Raw genomic sequence first — 14,299 nt, 5'->3', positions numbered from 1 at the left:
GCGGTTTGTTAGGCGCGCGCTCAATATGAACACAGCAACCCTTGCCAGCCTTGCCGCCTACTTCGTCCTGATGATCGCCATCGGGCTTTACGCCTGGAGGAAGTCGACCGACACGTCCGAGGGCTACATGCTCGCCGGGCGCAACCTGCCGCCATCGGTTGCGGCGCTGAGCGCAGGGGCGAGCGACATGTCGGGCTGGCTGCTCCTGGGCTTGCCGGGAGCGTTATACCTTGCCGGGCTTTCCGCCGCATGGATCGGGATTGGGCTGTTCGTTGGCGCGGTGGTCAACTGGATCGTGGTCGCCCCGCGCCTTCGCGAACAGACGGAGAGCTACGGCAATGCGCTCACCATTCCGCAATTCCTCGCCAACCGCTTCCCCGACCAGGGCACGAACCTGCGCGTCATCAGTGCAATCGTGATCGTGGTCTTCTTCACCGTCTACACCGCCGCTGGCCTTGTCGGCGGAGGCAAGCTGTTCGAGACCGCCTTTGCGGGCTTGCTGCCGGGCACCGGCATGAGCGACTACATGCTGGGCATCGTCATCACCTGCGGCATCGTGCTTGCCTACACTATGGTTGGCGGCTTCCTTGCGGTGAGCCTCACCGACTTCGTCCAAGGCATCATCATGATGCTGGCGCTCGTCATCATGCCGCTGGTCGTCATGTTCGGAAGCGGCGGCGATGCGGGCGGTTCGCTTGCCGACGTTCCGGTCGACGGGTTCCTGAGCCTGACCGAAGGGCTGACGCTGCTCGGCTTCATCAGCGCGGTCACATGGGGTCTGGGCTACTTTGGGCAACCGCACATCATCGTGCGCTTCATGGCCATCGATACGGTCGAGAAGGTGGCTCGGGCGCGCACCTACGGCCTTTCATGGATGGCGGTCTCGCTGCTGGGCGCTGTCGGCATGGGCCTTGCCGGACGCGCTTATGCGGAGCGTAACGGGCTGGTGGTCGAGGATGCCGAGACGATCTTCATCGTCCTGTCAGAGCTGCTGTTCCACCCCGCCATAACCGGCTTCCTGTTCGCCGCGCTGCTCGCCGCGATCATGAGCACGATCTCCTCGCAGCTGCTGGTCTCGTCGAGCTCGCTGACGGAAGACTTCTACCGCCTGTTCCTGCGCAAGAATGCGACCGAGCGTGAGGCGGTAAACGTGGGGCGCATCTGCGTGGCGCTGGTCGCGGTTGCCGCGATCGTCATGGCGAGCGATCCGGACAGCCAGGTGCTCGGCCTTGTCGCCAACGCATGGGCTGGGTTTGGCGCCGCCTTCGGGCCGCTGATCATCCTTGCGCTGACATGGACCCCGAAAAATGGGCGCGGCATGACCGGAGCCGGTGCGGTGGCGGGGCTTGTGACGGGCGCCGGCGTCGTGATGGCGTGGATAGCGCTTGGCTGGAATGCGAGCTTCATGGGCGGCGAAGGGCTCTACGAAATCGTGCCAGGCTTCGTGGCGGCATGGGTCGCCATCGTCGCCGTGAGCAAGGTGACGCAAGGGTCGAACCCGGCGGCGCAACCTGCCGAGTGAAATGACCCCGGCGCTGTAACCAAAGGGCGAGCGAGCGCGAACTCCTGGCGCAATCCCGGCGATCCAGCCGGGCCACCCCGTATTGGAGCTTACCTCAATGACCCGCCTCTTCCTCCTCATCGCCGCCCTCGGCGCGCTCGTCATCGGCGCGACCCAGCTGACCGCGCAGGCCTCGACCGCCGGTTGGCAGACCTATGACGAAGCCGAGTTCATGATGGCCCAGAAGAAGGGCAAGACCATCGTCGTCGACGTCTATGCCGACTGGTGCCCGACCTGCCGTGCGCAAGCGCCGATCCTCGACGAACTGCGCGAGCAGCGCCAGAGCGACGACGTGCTGTTTGTGAAGGTCAACTTCGACGATGAGAAGGCCTTCCTGCGCGCTCACCGCATCCCTCGCCAGTCGACCGTGCTGGTCTTCAACGGCATGGACGAGGTCGCGCGCTCGATCGCGGAAACCAACCGCAGCCGTCTGCGCAGCGTGGTTCTGGGCGCGCTCTAAGCGCCCTACCCTCGCCTGAGGCCTGACGATGTTCGGCAGCACTGCCCTCTCCTTCGTGGCCGGATTGGTCACGATCCTGAACCCCTGCGTCCTGCCGCTGGTGCCGATCCTCGTGGCATCTGCGCTTGGCAAGAGCCGGTTCGGACCGCTTGCGCTCGCAGGCGGATTGGTGACCAGCTTCACGCTCTTCGGCTTCACCGTGATCGCGTTCGGCTATTCGCTGGGCATCAACGAGCAGGCCGTGCGCCTCTTCGCCGGCGCCATGCTGGCGGTGGGCGGGATCGTGCTGCTTGTACCGCGGGCGCAGGCTGCATTGAGCGCCGCCGCTGCCCCCATTGCCAATTTCGGCAACCAGCGGCTGTCGCAGGTAAGCGGCGACGGCTGGCACGGCCAGTTTGCCATCGGCCTGTTGCTCGGCATCGTCTGGGCACCTTGCGTCGGCCCGACGCTGGGCGTTGCGATCGCTGCGGCGAGCCAAGGTCAGGACCTTGTCAGCAGCTTTCTCATCTTCCTCGTCTTCGGCCTGGGGGTCGCGACCTCGGTGCTCGCCTTCGCCTACGGCTCGCGCAAGGCGATGGGGGAGCGTCGCAAGACGCTCAGCATGATCGCGCAATATGGCAAACCGCTGTTCGGCGCCGCTTTGCTGGTAGTCGGCCTGATGGTCGTGACCGGTTTCGACAAGGTGATCGAGATCGCCCTGCTCGACGCGCTGCCCGAAAGCGTCGTCCTCTTCACCACCAGCTTCTGAGCTTTCTTCGAGGGGCCCTTTGCGCCATGATGCCCGCCGGGAACGGGAGGAGAGCATCATGAGCAATGCAAATGGTCCGCGCGTTACGGGCCTTGGAGGCGTCTTCTACGTCGCTGCCGATCCGGAGGCGACGCACGCGTGGTATCGCGAAAAGCTGGGCGTTGACGGCGAATACGGCCCGCAATTCGCATGGGCTGACGAACCCAAGACAAATCCCTACTCGCTCATCAGCAACTTCAAGGACGACGAATACATCAAGCCCGGTAAAGGCGGCTTCATGATCAATCTGCGCGTGCACGATCTCGACGGGTTCGTCGAAGGCCTCAAGGCCAAGGACGTCCACGTGCTCGACACCGCCGACGAAGGTTATGGCAAGTTTGCCTGGATACTCGATCCCAACGGCGTGAAAATCGAGCTGTGGGAACAGGTGGCCGAAGAGCTGCCCTGACCACGGTCGCGTGGCTGCGGCCATCAGGCAAGCACGCATTATCGGGTAGGCAGCGCGGCACACCTCGTTCAGGCTACGCGTTACCACGGCGTTAACCATTTTCGCGTATTCATCCTTAGGTATGAAACGCGCACGATTCTCGACACTTGTCATGACCGGCCTTGCCGCGCTCGCCCTTGCGGGTTGCGGGTCGATCGTGCCGTCATCGTCGGACCGCGGATCGCCAAGCGCGGGCGCAAGTCGCGCGCCCTACTCGACGCCAGGTACATACATTCAGCGACCACCACGTGGGCTCAGTTCGGCGCAGCAAAACGTCGTCACCCGTCCCCAGGATGCGGCCTGCCTTAACGCGCTGGGAGCAGCGGGGGCGGACTTCAATCCTCTGCCCGATACTTACGCCGCGCCCGGATGCCACACGCTCGGTTCCGTGCAGCTTTCATCGATCGCGGGCGATGCCTCGTCGTTCGGGATCAGCAATATCGGACCCGTCCGGTGCGAGGTTGCAACTGCATTCGGACAGTGGACCCGCTTCGGAGTGGACCGCGCGGCACGGCAAATCCTTGGCAGCCCGCTCGCCCGGATAGAGACGATGGGCAGCTATGCATGCCGCAACATTGCAGGATCCAATCGCCGCTCTGCCCATGCTCGGGCCGAGGCGATCGACGTCTCCGCTTTCATTCTCGAAGACGGGAGGCGGATTTCGCTGATCGATGGTTGGAACGGCAGCAGCCGGGCAGAACGTGAATTCCTTCGCACTGTCCATCGCAGCGCCTGCAAGCGCTTTGGAACCGTTCTTGGCCCCGAATACAACCGCGCACACGCAGATCACTTCCATCTTGAAAGCGCCGGAGAAGGCCCGGGCACTGGCTTCTGTCGGTAGCCGAAGGGCACCGTTTAGACCTTCCCGCGAAACGCGAAACGACCCCAGTATCCACCAGGATACCGAGGCCGTCCGGGCACCGAGAGCGAGGTTAGGGATCGCTGCTCTGGGAGAACTGGTTTGGGCGCGGTTAGCAGCAGTTCGAGAAGGCTAGGCTGTCACTTCAATCTGTGGCTCCAGGTTGGCTTCAATCTTTAATCGAACAGCTTCAGCTGCATGGCGCGCGCCGAGTTTATGCATCATGTTGGCACGATGGATCTCGACCGTACGCGGACTGATATCGAGTTCGCGAGCGATGACCTTGTTGCTGCTTCCTTCGGCCAGCCATTCGAGCACTTCGCGTTCACGGGTCGATAGGGAAGAGATGCGATCTCGCGCTTCGATCATGCGGCGACGGGCCGCGCCGAAAATCTCGGCCTCTTTCTCGATCCGGGTAAGGCAGCGTTCGAACCGTTCGATATCAATCGGCAGCGTCAGGTAATCGAGCGCGCCTGCCTTAATCGCTTCGACGATGCGTCCGGGCCGTGGATCTGCATCCATCGCAATGACAGGCAGCCAGATGCCGAGCCTGCTCAATCGTTCGAGGATTATGCCAACGCCGCCCTCCTCCGCTTGATCGCGGGCGACGATTATCCCGTCGCGAGGAGGATGAGCGGAAAGTTCCGACAAATCGCCATACACCTCCGCATGATGGCCCAGTTGGAACCCGACGCGCGCAAGTTCAGCACGGTGGCGACTGTTCGCGTCGATGAAGTGGAGAGAGGCTTTGCGTGACATGCCAAGTGTGGTGCGCGCCCACGCCTCAAATTTCACGCCGGACCTAACCCATTGTGGAGGTAAGCCTGCCTAGTAGCGGATTAGAACCCGCTCAAATCCTGCCAATTTTACATCCGAAACCGACTATACATCGGCGCTCGCATCAGGGTTAATCACGATTTAGCCGCCTGCGGCTCACTCCGAATCGAAGCTGTAACTCGGCAGCGAATGAAAAGCCGATCGCAAGGCGTCGCCCCAGTTCGCTGATATCTCTGCAAAATACGGGTCATCATGCATGACACGGTGTTCGTGCGTGGGGGCAAATTCGTCCTTGCCGATGACCAGCAAATCGAGCGGCAGGCCGACCGACAGGTTCGCCTTCAGCGTGGAATCGAACGAGACCATGAGCAGTTTGACCGCATCCTCAAAACTCATGTCACGGTCATAGCCACGGATGATGATCGGGCGGCCATACTTGGTCTCGCCGATTTGGAAGAAGGGCGTGTCCCAGCTGGCCTCGATGAAGTTGCCTTCCGGATAGATCATGAACAGGCGCGGCTCCATCCCCGCAATCTGCCCGGCAAGAATGATCGAGGCGGTAAAGCGGTTTTTGCCGCGGTCGCCATTGGCGTTCTGGCGCTCCTCGATCGTTTTGCGCAACAGCCGCCCGATTTCGGTAGCAACATTGAACATGGTCTGACCCTTGATGAGCGTGTTGTCGCGTTCATCGGGCGCTTTGGTGCGTTCTTCCAGTTGGCTCACCACCGCCTGCGTGGTCGCGAGATTGCCGGCAGTCATCACCGCGATCATACGTTCGCCAGGCACCTGCCACTGGAACATCTTGCGAAACACCGAGATGTTATCGACGCCGGAATTGGTGCGGGTGTCGCTCATAAGGACGAGGCCCTTATCGAGCACCATGCCAACGCAGTAAGTCATCTGTGATTCTCCAAGAGGAATTGCTGCGCGAATTACGCCAATCCGCGCCTTGCAGGAAGCGCTATTGCTGCTGGTCCTGCTCTTGCTGTTGTTCGACCGAGACGTCGACCCGAAGCATCTGCTCGGTCGTGCCGAAGCTGATCCCCGTCACGGGCGCTGCATCGCGGTAGTCGCGCCCTGTGGCTACGCGGACATAGCGCGGGTCCGGGCTAATGCCGTTGGAAACGTCGAAACCGACCCAGCCAAGCCCATCGATATGCGCCTCGGCCCAGGCGTGGGTGGCTTCCTGATCGATCCGGTCGTTCATCATCAGATAGCCGGAGACATAGCGCGCCGGAATGTCAGCGGCGCGCGCAGCGCCAAGGAAGATATGCGCGTGATCCTGGCAAACGCCGTTACCAGCAGCGACCGCCTCTTCCGCTGTGGTCGACACGCCGGTCATGCCGGTCTGGTACGTCACGTCGTCGCGGATGCGGGCAGAGAGGGCGTGGAGAAAGTCGAGCTTCGCGCCCTCCTCCGGGTCGCCCAGCTCTCGCAGCATCGTACGCATTTTCGGACCTGGCCTGGTAAGCTTGGTTTGGGCGAGGAAGCTCCACAGCGGCAGATGCCCTGCATGCTGACCAATGACGCCGGCATTGTCCTGCGTCTCGACCTTGCCGGTGCAGGTGACCGTCACCTCGCTGGCCCCCGGTTCAACGGCGACCAGTGTGACCGTGTTGAAATTCTGATCGTCATACTCAAGCTCGGGATGCGCATTTTCGTACTGCATTTCCCACTCAAGGATCGACTGCCCCTGCGTTTCCTTGGGCGTAAGCCGGAGGCGCTGAAGAGCGTGGATCACAGGCTCGCTAAAGGAATAATGCGTCGTGTGGCGGATAGAGAGTTTCATGCCAGGAACCTGTAATCGTCTGCGATCGCCTGACCGACAGCGGAATTGCGCGCCATGAACTGCGTCAGGAATTCGTGCAGGCCCATTTCGAATATCTCATCAACCGTCATGTGCGCGATGAAGCTCTCCGACTCCTGCATGAGCCGATTGGCCTCGCTCGGTTGACTGTGGATGCGTTCTAGCTGGTCTAAGTTGGTGCGCAGGGCACTGCGGCAAAATGCCAGACTGCGCGGGAAGCGATCGTCGAGCACCAGGAATTCAACGATCCCGCGAGCATCGATATTCCCCGCATTGAGCCAGCTGTACGCGCTCGCCCCGGCGACCGAACGCAGCACCTGGTCCCATTGCCCGCTGTCGAGACTGGAGCCGACATAGGATAGCGAGGGAAGCAGCAGGTAATACTTCATGTCGAGGATGCGCGCGGTGCTTTCGGCACGCTCGATGAAGGTGCCCGCGCGCGCGAAGTGATAGCCTTCATTGCGAAGCATCGACCCGTCCATCGCGCCGTGCACTTGCATCCCTGTGCGGCGAAGGCGCGCAAGCACTTCGCCGAGCGCCAACTGGCTGACGGGGCGTGACAATTGCTTGTCGAGCTTCATCCAGTTTTCGTTGACCGCTTCCCAGGCTTGCGTCGACAAATTGGTGCGAGCCGTGCGCGCATTGTTGCGCACCGCACAGAACATCTCGCGCACGTTCGCAGGGTTCGCCTTGTCGCGAAGGACGAAGTTCCAAACCGAAGCGCCGTCATAGCCGTCGTTGTTGGCTTCGTATTGCTGCTTGAGACCCAAGGTCGCGATGACCGAGCGCCATTCCTCTTCGGCCCGCTCAAGATCGCGGGTGAGAGCCATGCGGAGCGCCGCATCAAGCAGACGCGATGTATTTTCCGCCCGCTCGAGATAGCGGAACATCCAGAAAAGGCCGTTGGCTGTGCGTCCTAACATCAGTCTTTCAACACCCACGTATCCTTGGTCCCGCCACCTTGCGACGAATTGACCACCAGCGATCCCTTTTTGAGCGCAACGCGCGTCAGGCCGCCGGGCGTGATCTCGATCCCGTTGGGAGAGACCAGCACATAGGGGCGAAGGTCCACATGGCGCGGCGCGAGGCCGGCCTTGGTGTAGATCGGACATGTTGAAAGCGAGAGCGTCGGCTGCGCGATGTAGTTTTCTGGATCGGCCTTGAGCTTGGCGCGAAACTCCTTGATCTCCTTTTTGGATGCGGTCGGGCCTATCAACATTCCGTAGCCGCCCGAACCATGCACCTCCTTGACCACCAGCTCTTCAAGGTGGTCGAGCACGTAGCCAAGGCTGTCCTTGTCGGCGCATCGCCATGTCTGGACGTTGGGCAGCAGCGGCTTCTCGCCGGTGTAGAATTCGACGATCTCGGGCATGAAGGAATAGATCGCCTTGTCATCAGAAACGCCCGTTCCCGGCGCATTGGCAATTGTGATCCCGCCTGAGCGATAGACATCCATGATGCCCGGCACACCAAGCACGCTGTCGGGTTCGAAAGTCAGCGGATCGAGGTAGTCGTCATCCACGCGGCGATAGAGCACATCGACCGGCTGAAAGCCGCGCGTACACCGCATCTGCACCCGTCCATCGACGACGCGCAAATCGCTGCCCTCCACCAGCTCGGCGCCCATCTGATCGGCGAGGAAGGCGTGTTCGAAATAGGCTGAATTGTAGATGCCGGGCGTCAGCACCGCGACGGTCGGCTTGTCGCCACCGCTGCCGTCGAACTTGGGCGGAGCGCAGGCGGCAAGGCTCCGTGCGAGGCGGCGCGGATAATTTGAGACGGGCTCGACGGCGACCTTGCTGAACAGGTCAGGGAACATCGCCATCATCGTCTCGCGGTTTTCGAGCATGTAGGAAACGCCCGACGGCGTCCTTGCATTGTCCTCGAGCACGAAGAACTCGTCCGGCCCGGTGCGCACGAGATCGATGCCGACGATATGGGTATAGATGCCGCCCGGCGGTGTCATGCCGACCATGTTGGGCAGCCAAGCATCGTTGTTGCGCAGCAGCCTTTCTGGCAGTCGCCCTGCGCGCACGATCTCCTGCCGGTGATAGAGATCGTAGAGAAACGCGTTGAGTGCGCTCACGCGTTGTTCAATTCCGCGGGTGAGCTTGCGCCATTCTGCCGCAGTGATGATGCGCGGCACCATGTCGAACGGGATCAGGCGCTCTTCGGCCTCATCCTCGCCGTAAACGTTGAAAGTGATGCCTGTGCGGCGAAAACTCTCGTCAGCTTCGGCATTCTTGCGTTTGAGGAGTGCGGGCTCCTGCTCTTGGTACCAATCGCAATAGGCATCATAAGCGGGGCGAATGTCGCCACCTGCAAAGTGCATTTCGTCGAAATTTTCCGGAGTGCCCGGCTCATCCCCTGCCATAAACTTGCGCGCTTGCTCCCATCAGGCCGTGCTGCACTAGATCAACACAGTCTAATGAAAGACGTTCCAATTAAAAGGGGCGCGATTTCGGGCACGTGACCCGCTCGTTCAACGGTCGAGCTGTTCAAGAACCGTCAGGATCGACTCCGGCGCATAGGTGAAACCGTTATGCGTGCAGCGAAGCGCGATTGCACGGTCGCGTTGGCCGGGAAGGCCAGCCGCACTGCGCGGCGCGATCGCACCGTCGAGCGGGCTCCACAAGGCGATGGTTTCAACCGGAGGCTTCTGGCCAAGATCGGCTTCGATCGGTGGCTGATCAACGCGGTGTCCGGCGATCGCCTGATAGACGCGCCAGACATTGTTCGCACGCGGGCTACCCGAAAAGGGCGAGCCCATCGTGATGACCTTGTTGACGCAAATCGGATGCCGCTTCGCAAGTTCGCGCGCGTAGAGGCCACCAAGGCTCCATCCAACGAGCGAAACCGAGGTCTCGTAACGCTCGCACACTTCGAACAGGCGGTCTTCGAGGCGGTCCATGCTTTCTTGAGCAACGCCCCAGTTGCGGCCCAAGCCCCAGTTCTTCACCTTGTGTCCGGCGCGCTCGATGTTCTTGGCCATGTAGCGCATACGGTGCGGGCCCGTGGCGAAGCCGGGCATGAGAATGATGATCTGCGGCTTTTCGGCCTTGAGAATATCGATCCGGCGCGTGAGCCGGCGCAGCGGCTCGGCGAGATAGCTCAGTTCACCAGCCAGTTTGGCGAGCGTCGGCTTGCCATTTTCCTGGTCTGGATACACCTCCCGCGCGAGCGCGATGCGGCGCGCGAACTCACCGTCACCAAAGCGGGCGCGGGGACTGTCCAGAAAGGATGCGCGGTGTTCCATAAGACGAAAAGGCATACCCCTTGGCCGTGAATAGGAGGTGAAGATTCAGTTCAACTAACCCATCAGATCTCAATTTGTGCCACACAATCGCAACGTTTCACATATCTGTAACAAAAGAAGGCGGCGAAGGCATTTCACCCCCGCCGCCATCGCTTCTGTTCGCTTGTGCCGAGGTTCTTATTCGGCCGGGCATTCCCCGATCAGCTTGCCCTTGCTCGATGCCGCAATCGTCATCGTACCCATTTCTGGGCTTTCGATCGCAACTGTCATGTCCATCTCGTAGGCATCATCGGAATAAGTGCCAGTGTTGGTGATCTTGGCCGTGCCCGAGGACGGGTCCTGGCAAGTCATTTCCATGTTCATGGTGCCGCCGCCGAATTCGAACGTGTTGTATTCGCAATCGGCGTTCTCGTTGCCAGAGAACATTTCGGCGGCGGGCTTTTCGGCCTCTTCTGGCGTGACGCAGTTCTGCGTCGTGTTGATCTGCCCCTTCATGCCTTCAAGCATTCCGGTGAGCATCCCGCGCGCTTCTTCGGGGACCTTCGTCTCATCGAAGCTGATGTCGACGAATTCGACAGTGTTCTCCCACTGGCCCGGCGAAATGGACACATCACCCATCGCTGCCTGAACTTCCTTCTGGGTGATCGTGCCGTCACCATCAGCATCGGCGTCAGTCGCCCCGCCACAAGCGCTAAGCATAAACACCGCGCTTGCGGCCATAATCATATTCTTCATTTCGTGTTCCTCCCGGATTGTCTCAAACATTCTCAACCGCATTCGCCGATGCGCTCGTGCTGTGAACGCAACTTCATCGAGCCATCGCCCATTCCGAAATCGCCGATCATCGTCATCGTGATGTCGGACGATGTCGCGCCGCCCGTGCCGGTCATTTCCATGCGCATATTCTGCCCGTCGACCCTGCATTCGATCACCGCATCGATTTTTCCGCCCGAATAATCGAAGCGCTCGTAAGTGCAGTCCTGCGCATCGCGGGTCGAGCGATCAGTGATGGCGCGATAGCCATCGGCGATCTCGGCCTCGGTCAGGCAGTAGGTGACCGAATTCGACATCATCTGGCTCATCATGCCCGCCATCTCCGGCGGAGCGCCGGGCATGTCGATCGACAGGAAAGTCGTCGTCGCGCGATACTGACCCGCCATCGGACGATCGCCCGGATCGATCTGCGCGTTTGAAGCGGTGCCGCCAATTACCAGAGCAGCGCCAAGCGCGCCGCCGATCAACCATGCTTTCACGAAGCATCTCCCTTCGACTTGTGAATGATTCGGCGCGACCTTTTGCCTTGGCGAGGCATGCTAGGGGCGCGACAGGCACTTCACAACAGCGCTGCTTGCGCACATATCTATCGTTCTATGTCTGATCTCATCATCCGTCGCGGTCTTGAAGAGCCCGAGACCGGCGAGGAATTCACCCCCCACCGCCCTGCGCGCCCGGAAAAGTCGATGCCGGGCAAGAAGTTCAAGCTGGTCTCGGATTACGAACCGGCGGGCGATCAGCCGACCGCGATAAAGGAGCTGGTCGAAGGCGCGCTTGCCGGTGATCAGACGCAGACGCTGCTGGGCGTGACGGGTTCGGGCAAGACCTTCACCATGGCCAAGGTGATCGAAACCCTTCAGCGCCCTGCCCTTATCCTTGCGCCCAACAAGATCCTCGCCGCGCAGCTCTATGGCGAGATGAAGAGCTTCTTCCCCGAAAACGCGGTCGAGTATTTCGTTTCCTACTACGACTACTACCAGCCCGAAGCCTACGTCCCGCGCTCCGACACGTATATCGAGAAAGAGTCGAGCGTGAACGAGGCGATCGACCGGATGCGCCACTCGGCCACGCGCGCGCTGCTCGAACGCGATGACGTGATCATCGTCGCCTCGGTTTCGTGCCTATACGGTATCGGTTCGGTCGAAACCTATTCGGCGATGGTGTTCGACATCAAGAAGGACGAGACCGTCGACCAGCGCGAGCTGATCCGCAAGCTTGTCGCGCTCCAGTACAAGCGCAACGATGCAGCCTTCACGCGAGGCTGTTTCCGGGTGCGCGGCGACAATCTCGAACTCTTCCCCAGCCACTATGAAGACATGGCATGGCGTATCAGCTTTTTCGGCGATGAGATTGAAGAGATTGCAGAATTCGATCCGCTGACCGGAAAAAAGGGCGCAAGTCTCGACAAGGTTCGCGTTTATGCAAACTCGCACTACGTGACGCCGGGGCCGACGATGAAACAGGCGACCGAGGCGATCAAGTTCGAGCTTGAGCACCGCCTCAAGGAGCTTGAGGAAGAGGGCAAGCTGCTCGAACATCAGCGGCTCGAACAGCGCACCCATTTCGACCTCGAGATGATCGCCGCGACCGGCAGCTGCAACGGGATCGAGAACTATTCGCGCTTCCTCACCGGCCGCCTCCCCGGTGAGCCTCCGCCGACCCTGTTCGAATACCTTCCCGAAAACGCGCTGCTCTTCGTTGACGAGAGCCACCAGACTGTGCCGCAGATCGGTGCGATGGCGCGCGGGGACCATCGCCGCAAGCTGACGCTCGCCGAATACGGCTTCCGCCTGCCCTCGTGCATCGACAACCGCCCGCTTCGCTTCAACGAATGGGACGCGATGCGCCCGCAGACATTCGCCGTGTCGGCAACGCCTGGCCCGTGGGAGATGGAGCAGACCGGCGGCGTCTTTGCCGAACAGGTCATCCGCCCCACCGGCCTCATCGACCCGCCTGTCGAAATTCGTCCTGTCGAGGATCAGGTGCAGGATTGCATTCAGGAATGCCTCGCCACCGCTAAAAAAGGCTACCGGACGTTGGTCACCACGCTGACGAAGCGCATGGCGGAGGACCTTACCGAATTCATGCACGAAGCGGGCGTCAAGGTCCGCTACATGCACTCCGACGTAGAGACGCTGGAGCGTATCGAGCTGATCCGCGACCTGCGCATGGGCGTGTACGATGTGCTGATCGGGATCAACCTGCTGCGTGAAGGGCTCGACATTCCCGAATGCGGGCTCGTCTGCATTCTCGATGCGGACAAGGAGGGCTTCCTGCGCTCCGAAACATCGCTGGTTCAGACCATCGGCCGCGCCGCGCGTAATGTTGATGGCCGCGTGATCCTTTACGCCGACCGCATTACCGGCTCGATGGAACGCGCGATGGCCGAAACCGACCGCCGCCGCGAAAAGCAGAAGGCCTTTAACGAAGAGCACGGCATCACGCCCAAGACGATCAAGCGCGACATTGCCGACATCGTCGCACACACAGCCTCGCAGGACGGCGTCACGGTCGATACCGGCGATGACGAGGTCAACAACCTCGTCGGTCACAACCTGCGCAGCTACATCGAAGACCTCGAAAAGCGCATGCGCGATGCTGCCGCAAACCTCGAGTTCGAAGAAGCCGGACGCCTGCGCGACGAAATCCGCCGCCTCGAAAACGACGAGCTTGGCCTTCCCGACGACCAGAAGAAAGCGCCTCGCGTGGGCCGCTCGAACGAAGGCAAGCCGGGGACGCGCAAGACGCGGTACGGCAAGACAAGGTATAAGCGGATGGGCGGGAAGCCGTGACTCGAGTCGAGAAACTTTGAATCAAACTTGATTCCATATGAATCAAAATTGATTCAGATCGAGTCACATTTGACTCAATAATAATCAGAATGATTTTTGGCTGCGGATTCTAGTTGACGTGGAGTCCTCCGGAGTATTTCTAAAGGGCTGCATTCAATCGCGAGGCAGCCATGATCATCACCTTCGCCGACAAGGAAACCGAGCGCATCTGGTCCGGTCGGCGAAGCCGAAAACTGCCGGCGGAACTTCACGACCGAGCCCTTGCCAAACTCGCTCTGCTTAACCGTGCAAAGACGCTGGATGATCTTCGTAACCCGCCATCCAACCGTCTTCACGCGCTCAAGGGAGACCGCGCCGGGCAGCATTCCCTTTCCATTAATATGCAATGGCGTATATGCTTCACGTTCGAGAACGGAGAAGCGCACGGTGTCGAAATCGTCGACTACCATCGATAAATCCGACTGGCTCCATATTCCGCATGCAGGCGAATTGCTCGCTTCGGAATTCATGGACCAGCTCGGAATGGATGTCGCTGCTTTGGCGAAGGCCATTGCGGTCGATCCTGCGCGTCTGCAAGCCATGATCGAAGGGAACGCTCGGATAGACGGCGAGTTGGACCTTCGCCTAACCCGTTACTTCCGCATGTCGGAAGGTTTTTTCATGGGCCTTCAAACGGACTGCGAACTGCGCACGGCCAAGCGAGCACTTAACGGCGAACTTGAGCGGATCACGCCAAGAGCTGCTTGACCCCAAGCGGCCCTTCCTGCCAATCAGCAGG

16 protein-coding genes are annotated in these 14,299 nt (G+C 60.6%); 8 read left to right on the top strand and 8 right to left on the bottom strand.

Features of this window, described 5'->3' with window-relative positions:
- Positions 1–25 precede the first annotated feature (25 nt).
- From putP to AC0V6T_RS03380, 5 genes are all read left to right on the top strand, one after another.
- On the top strand, positions 26–1,522 hold the full coding sequence (putP, locus tag AC0V6T_RS03400) for a sodium/proline symporter PutP (protein ID WP_486124334.1): 1,497 nt from the start codon (positions 26–28) through the stop codon (positions 1,520–1,522).
- Between the two features lie 97 nt (positions 1,523–1,619).
- Positions 1,620–2,021 (top strand): thioredoxin family protein, encoded by a 402-nt coding sequence (locus tag AC0V6T_RS03395; protein ID WP_486124332.1) that lies wholly within the window; start codon positions 1,620–1,622, stop codon positions 2,019–2,021.
- 28 nt (positions 2,022–2,049) lie between these two features.
- Entirely contained in the window at positions 2,050–2,769 is a 720-nt protein-coding gene (locus AC0V6T_RS03390) for a cytochrome c biogenesis CcdA family protein (protein ID WP_486124330.1), read from the top strand.
- A gap of 58 nt (positions 2,770–2,827) precedes the next feature.
- Positions 2,828–3,217, top strand: coding sequence for a VOC family protein (locus tag AC0V6T_RS03385; RefSeq protein WP_486124328.1), 390 nt, complete (start codon positions 2,828–2,830; stop codon positions 3,215–3,217).
- Positions 3,218–3,338: 121 nt separating this feature from the next.
- Positions 3,339–4,097: an extensin-like domain-containing protein gene (locus AC0V6T_RS03380; RefSeq protein WP_486124326.1), complete on the top strand. Its 759-nt coding sequence runs from the start codon at positions 3,339–3,341 to the stop codon at positions 4,095–4,097.
- 150 nt (positions 4,098–4,247) lie between these two features.
- On the opposite strand, the gene AC0V6T_RS03375 is transcribed toward AC0V6T_RS03380, so the two are convergent.
- The 8 genes from AC0V6T_RS03375 to AC0V6T_RS03340 form a co-directional block, all read right to left on the bottom strand.
- Complete coding sequence (locus AC0V6T_RS03375; RefSeq protein ID WP_486124324.1) at positions 4,248–4,910, bottom strand: response regulator transcription factor; 663 nt, start codon at positions 4,908–4,910, stop codon at positions 4,248–4,250.
- Between the two features lie 138 nt (positions 4,911–5,048).
- Positions 5,049–5,792 carry a proteasome-type protease gene (locus AC0V6T_RS03370; RefSeq protein ID WP_486124322.1) on the bottom strand — a complete coding sequence of 248 codons (744 nt, stop codon included), beginning with the start codon at positions 5,790–5,792 and terminating at the stop codon, positions 5,049–5,051.
- 61 nt (positions 5,793–5,853) lie between these two features.
- Positions 5,854–6,681, bottom strand: coding sequence for a transglutaminase family protein (locus tag AC0V6T_RS03365; protein ID WP_486124320.1), 828 nt, complete (start codon positions 6,679–6,681; stop codon positions 5,854–5,856).
- Positions 6,678–7,622, bottom strand: a complete 945-nt coding sequence (locus AC0V6T_RS03360; protein ID WP_007164827.1) for an alpha-E domain-containing protein — start codon at positions 7,620–7,622, stop codon at positions 6,678–6,680. Before AC0V6T_RS03360 ends, AC0V6T_RS03365 begins: the two co-directional genes overlap by 4 nt.
- A complete protein-coding gene (locus tag AC0V6T_RS03355; protein ID WP_486124317.1) occupies positions 7,622–9,073 on the bottom strand; it encodes a circularly permuted type 2 ATP-grasp protein in 1,452 nt (483 codons plus the stop codon). Before AC0V6T_RS03355 ends, AC0V6T_RS03360 begins: the two co-directional genes overlap by 1 nt.
- A gap of 108 nt (positions 9,074–9,181) precedes the next feature.
- Entirely contained in the window at positions 9,182–9,970 is a 789-nt protein-coding gene (locus AC0V6T_RS03350; protein WP_486124315.1) for an esterase/lipase family protein, read from the bottom strand.
- Between the two features lie 162 nt (positions 9,971–10,132).
- Positions 10,133–10,690: a DUF3617 domain-containing protein gene (locus tag AC0V6T_RS03345; RefSeq protein ID WP_486124313.1), complete on the bottom strand. Its 558-nt coding sequence runs from the start codon at positions 10,688–10,690 to the stop codon at positions 10,133–10,135.
- 32 nt (positions 10,691–10,722) lie between these two features.
- A complete protein-coding gene (locus tag AC0V6T_RS03340; protein WP_486124311.1) occupies positions 10,723–11,208 on the bottom strand; it encodes a DUF3617 domain-containing protein in 486 nt (161 codons plus the stop codon).
- A gap of 117 nt (positions 11,209–11,325) precedes the next feature.
- On the opposite strand from AC0V6T_RS03340, the gene uvrB reads away from it, so the two are divergent.
- The 3 genes from uvrB (at position 11,326) to AC0V6T_RS03325 (ending at position 14,268) form a co-directional block, all read left to right on the top strand.
- Positions 11,326–13,521, top strand: coding sequence for an excinuclease ABC subunit UvrB (uvrB, locus tag AC0V6T_RS03335; RefSeq protein ID WP_486124309.1), 2,196 nt, complete (start codon positions 11,326–11,328; stop codon positions 13,519–13,521).
- Between the two features lie 170 nt (positions 13,522–13,691).
- Positions 13,692–13,976, top strand: a complete 285-nt coding sequence (locus AC0V6T_RS03330) for a type II toxin-antitoxin system RelE/ParE family toxin (RefSeq protein ID WP_486124307.1) — start codon at positions 13,692–13,694, stop codon at positions 13,974–13,976.
- A complete protein-coding gene (locus tag AC0V6T_RS03325; RefSeq protein ID WP_486124305.1) occupies positions 13,948–14,268 on the top strand; it encodes a HigA family addiction module antitoxin in 321 nt (106 codons plus the stop codon). Before AC0V6T_RS03330 ends, AC0V6T_RS03325 begins: the two co-directional genes overlap by 29 nt.
- The last annotated feature ends 31 nt before the right edge of the window (positions 14,269–14,299 follow it).

It is taken from the genome of Erythrobacter sp. S158 (assembly GCF_057364915.1).
The sequence above is the reverse complement of the archived record's forward strand: the minus strand, read 5'-3'. Positions and strand labels throughout refer to the sequence as shown.

Excerpts from the sequence above, each read along its gene's own strand:
- putP (WP_486124334.1), top strand. The coding sequence starts at position 26 with ATGAACACAGCAACCCTTGCCAGCCTTGCCGCCTACTTCGTCCTGATG.
- AC0V6T_RS03395 (WP_486124332.1), top strand. The coding sequence starts at position 1,620 with ATGACCCGCCTCTTCCTCCTCATCGCCGCCCTCGGCGCGCTCGTCATC.
- AC0V6T_RS03390 (WP_486124330.1), top strand. The coding sequence starts at position 2,050 with ATGTTCGGCAGCACTGCCCTCTCCTTCGTGGCCGGATTGGTCACGATC.
- AC0V6T_RS03385 (WP_486124328.1), top strand. The coding sequence starts at position 2,828 with ATGAGCAATGCAAATGGTCCGCGCGTTACGGGCCTTGGAGGCGTCTTC.
- AC0V6T_RS03380 (WP_486124326.1), top strand. The coding sequence starts at position 3,339 with ATGAAACGCGCACGATTCTCGACACTTGTCATGACCGGCCTTGCCGCG.
- AC0V6T_RS03370 (WP_486124322.1), bottom strand. The coding sequence starts at position 5,792 with ATGACTTACTGCGTTGGCATGGTGCTCGATAAGGGCCTCGTCCTTATG.
- AC0V6T_RS03365 (WP_486124320.1), bottom strand. The coding sequence starts at position 6,681 with ATGAAACTCTCTATCCGCCACACGACGCATTATTCCTTTAGCGAGCCT.
- AC0V6T_RS03360 (WP_007164827.1), bottom strand. The coding sequence starts at position 7,622 with ATGTTAGGACGCACAGCCAACGGCCTTTTCTGGATGTTCCGCTATCTC.
- AC0V6T_RS03355 (WP_486124317.1), bottom strand. The coding sequence starts at position 9,073 with ATGGCAGGGGATGAGCCGGGCACTCCGGAAAATTTCGACGAAATGCAC.
- AC0V6T_RS03350 (WP_486124315.1), bottom strand. The coding sequence starts at position 9,970 with ATGCCTTTTCGTCTTATGGAACACCGCGCATCCTTTCTGGACAGTCCC.
- AC0V6T_RS03345 (WP_486124313.1), bottom strand. The coding sequence starts at position 10,690 with ATGAAGAATATGATTATGGCCGCAAGCGCGGTGTTTATGCTTAGCGCT.
- uvrB (WP_486124309.1), top strand. The coding sequence starts at position 11,326 with ATGTCTGATCTCATCATCCGTCGCGGTCTTGAAGAGCCCGAGACCGGC.
- AC0V6T_RS03330 (WP_486124307.1), top strand. The coding sequence starts at position 13,692 with ATGATCATCACCTTCGCCGACAAGGAAACCGAGCGCATCTGGTCCGGT.